The 3,985-nt window shown below is 36.7% G+C and carries 3 protein-coding genes; 1 reads left to right on the forward strand and 2 read right to left on the reverse strand.

What is annotated here, in order from left to right; genetic code table 11:
- A partial coding sequence (locus G322_RS0117900; RefSeq protein ID WP_022943064.1) for an IS1595 family transposase occupies positions 1-298 on the forward strand: 298 nt, incomplete at its 5' end.
- A gap of 291 nt (positions 299-589) precedes the next feature.
- On the opposite strand, the gene G322_RS0117905 is transcribed toward G322_RS0117900, so the two are convergent.
- A complete protein-coding gene (locus tag G322_RS0117905; protein ID WP_022943065.1) occupies positions 590-1,441 on the reverse strand; it encodes a metallophosphoesterase family protein in 852 nt (283 codons plus the stop codon).
- 528 nt (positions 1,442-1,969) lie between these two features.
- On the reverse strand, positions 1,970-3,283 hold the full coding sequence (gene brnQ, locus G322_RS0117910) for a branched-chain amino acid transport system II carrier protein (protein ID WP_022943066.1): 1,314 nt from the start codon (positions 3,281-3,283) through the stop codon (positions 1,970-1,972).
- Positions 3,284-3,985 lie beyond the last annotated feature (702 nt).

The following is a 3,985-nucleotide window of genomic DNA, read 5'->3' on the forward strand; positions in this document are numbered from 1 at the left end:
CCTGACGGATAATATAACGGAAAATTCGGTATTGTGTAGTGATGGCTCATGGTCATATGTGACGATAGCCAAGCAAACAAATTGTGACCATAAGCGACTAATAAACGGTAAAGTGAGAGTAATAGATAAGGTTTACCACATCCAGACCGTGAACGGTGCAATAGCGCATTTTAAGGGTTGGGTTAACGGAAAAATGAAAGGCGTAGCAACAAAGTATTTATCGAATTATCTTGCTTGGTTTAGGGAAAGCAACGCGAAGCTCAATAAACAAGAAATATTAGTCGCTGCCTATGGGTGACAACAGTGTTCTACAACAGAGCCATTTATTAACACTACTATTCATTAGTGTTAATAAATGTAGTGCACTAAACTGAGGCAATCACTTCAAAAGCTTACTACCTCCTAAGGAACGATGAACGGTCGTTAATTTAAGAGGTTGATATGGTTGGATATATTGAAATGTATCACTAATAAGCGGTGACCTATTGACTAAATAAACAGCAACACCGAAAAAATAAAGAGGACCCTTTTCATTGTACCTAGAAAACGCTACACGTTTCGGGTGTTCAAGCGGTCATTTTCCTAATTTCTAGTAGCAGGTAATTATTTCTTCTTCAAAGCTTATGGATTCATTTTCAACAATTGCTCTAATGACATGGATTTCCATCAATTCGGTACCAAAGTTTTTATAATACAAAAACATATTGGTGTCATTGGGCGTATTGCAGCTTGATAGCGAGCCATTCTTATACTGAGTGAATGAATGCTTGTGGTATAAGTCGGTTGATCTCATTATTGACAAATGATGCGTATGGCCACAGAACACATGCTCTATATTATTCTCTCTGACGAACTCGACAACTTTTTGGGAGTTGAAAAGAGGGTCTGAATCGGTGTCTAGGATAGAGTGGTGATTTAGCAAAATTATTTTATCGTAGCTCTCTTTACTAATTGCTAGCGAAAGTGTTCTCAACATTTCCTTATCGACAAAACCGTTGTCTTCATAAAGTGAGTTGGAATCAAGGCAGACTACCAAAATAGATTCATCATTGATGGTAATGTTTTTTAGAAAATTAATGTCAGTAAGATGCTCCTTTATGCCATTGGTATGCTCATCAAGAAAAATATTTTTCTTTCGACAGTTTTCACGAATTAATGGGCGAATAACTTCTGTATCGTCGATGTACTGACGAAAGTAGTCAGCACTTTGCATATTTCGTTTGTCATGATTGCCGGGAATTGAAACAATATGTTGGCAATCAATTGATTTCAAAAAATCCCCTGCTGCTCTAAATTCATTTTCGAGTGCATCAGTGGTATTGTCGCCGGTATTGATGACAATATCAGTCGCATAACTGTTCAATTTATCCAACAATACTTTATTTTTCCCAAGCCAGTGGCGAGGGCCAAAGTGCATATCTGAAATGTGTAGTATATTCATGTTTTCGAGTATATCCCTTTCACTAAATAAGGTTTCAGCTCATGTACTTTGGCATTGTTATCAAAGTGCACACAGCCATGATCAAGTGATACCGAGTATGCCAAGTGAATATGACAATAATGTGACAGAAACTGGCTCTAAAAGGCATGGCTAGGAATTTTTATAAAATTTCGGAAGTTGATTTTATAGTCAGCAGTTATACCTACTGATAAGTATAGACAACAGATACTATGGAACAGAGCCATTTATAAACAGTATTTTGCAGTATAGGTGTATTTTTTATTGTAGATACGCTTTAACTATATAGATTAGGTATGCTGGAATAGGGTTGACCAATAACGCCCTGAAGTGACCCTGTGCACCTAGTCACTCGTTGCAATAAATGTACCACCAATTCACACGTTTACCTTGTTACTCACATAACACCCCGTATGTAAGTAATAACTAACAGCAACCACTGAATCCGTTCAGGTTGAAATAGGAGAGGTTAAATCTTTGAGCTGTTTAACCTCTTAAATTATTGAACATTTACGCAGGTTGATTTAATTTTTCACTGCTATCTTTAAACACAAAAACAGCAATGATAATAGCGGCGACAGTTGGTAACGCCCAGGCCATGCCTTTATCAAACAGTGGTAAGAAGTCAAAGTGATGCAGATTTACACCAGCAGCTTTTACGCCATCTAACACACCAAAAAACAGTGCAATACTCATTACAAATCGATAACTGAGTTTTTTATTACTAATAAAACTATCCAGTAATGTTAGTGCCACTAATGCAATAGCAATTGGATATATCACAAACAGAACAGGAATAGATAAACTAATCAGCTCACTTAATCCTACGTTGGTCACCACTGCACATAAAACACAATTTACAATAACAAGTAGCTTTCTATCCCATGTGGGTTTAAGCCTGGTTAAAAAATCAGACATTGCACTCACCAAACCAACAGCGGTTGTTAAACATGCTAAAGCAACAACTAACGCTAAAAGAATTAAACCAGGCGTGTTAAACATTGCCTGCACATAGATAGCAATAATCTCTCCACCATTAGTGACATTTGATGCAATCTCATGGCTAGTACCACCTAAATAGAACAGTGAAACGTAAACAAACGTTAACCCTATTGCAGCAATACTACCGGCAATGATTAGGTACTTGTATTGCGTTTTTTTATCTTCAATGCCCTTTGATTTAATCACGTTGATAATTAACATACCAAAAACTAAAGCGCCTAAAGTATCCATAGTGTTATACCCCTCTAAAAAACCTTTAGTAAATGGGCTATCGATATAATCCAAAGAAGCATTACCTAAATCAGCCAGTGGATTCATAAACACAGAGATAGATAAAATAGCTAGTAACACAATTAACAAAGGCGTGATCACTTTACCAACGGTATCTAACAGTTTTCCGGTAGAGAGCGACAGATAACCAACGATCAAAAAGAACAATACCGAGAAGATAGCTAAACTGCTTACTCCCGGGTTATCTAAAAAGGGTTTAACGGAGATTTCATAGGCAACTAAAGCGGCTCTTGGTGTAGCAAAACTTGGTCCAATAACGATAAATACCGCAAGTGCTAAAAGGGTCGCTACTTTACTGGGCAAATATTTTGCCATATCAACAATACCACCGCCCGCTTTTGCCACGGCAATCAAGGCAATAAGCGGAAGACCTACGGCGGTGACCAAAAACCCAAGCGTCGCTAATGTTAAATTTTCGCCCGCCATCGCACCGGCTAAAGGAGGGAAAATAATATTACCGGCACCTAAAAAGAAGGCAAAGGTCATAAAACCTAACGCGAGGATGTCAAAGCTTGATAAGCTATTTTTCATTCAATATTCCTGTTTGCATTTAATGGATAAAGAAAAGGTAAATTGTAAATGCACTGAAATATTTATAGCTACGTCCATGTGGTAAAAAATTGTGTGCGAAAACGACTTGCTCTTTATTTTGCTAAAAATGAGCGACCTTAAAAGTAAATAATACCTATTTGTACCACAAATTTATTGATCTAGCAGGGCTTGCACACCTTACAGATAATATATATTTAACAAAAAAAAATAATCACCTACATAAACAGTAAATAAACATGCATTATAAGTAAATATTTATACAAACCGAAAACATACCAAGCTATACAACAAAAGAGAGGAACCTTCACACCACCAAATGCATAAATATTTAATACATTGATTTTATAAAATTGCTAACATCAGGTTGCAACACATTTATCTTTTACAGAACATTGATCTGTTAATAAAGGCACTCACTAGATCCCCAGGGAAAACGGGTTTAAATAATACAAGTTAAGTACAGTTAACCACCAATCCAGTGATTTTTCTTGATTGAAGGAATTAGTCTCTATTTATATAAATGAAAACATGCAGGACTAAAGTCCCACTTCCCAAAAGTAAGCTAATTATTCATCGGAAGTGGGACTTTAGTCCTGCCTTTTGATGCTTGAATTAACAACTGACCAGAAAGCAAACTCATTCTGTTTGTTTTAAACCCGTTTTCCCTGCTAGATCCCTCAC

It is taken from the genome of Psychromonas hadalis ATCC BAA-638 (assembly GCF_000420245.1).
Classification (GTDB): Bacteria; Pseudomonadota; Gammaproteobacteria; order Enterobacterales; family Psychromonadaceae; genus Psychromonas; species Psychromonas hadalis.

Coding starts and splice junctions, on each gene's coding strand:
- G322_RS0117905 (WP_022943065.1), bottom strand. CDS start 1,441: ATGAATATACTACACATTTCAGATATGCACTTTGGCCCTCGCCACTGG.
- brnQ (WP_022943066.1), bottom strand. CDS start 3,283: ATGAAAAATAGCTTATCAAGCTTTGACATCCTCGCGTTAGGTTTTATG.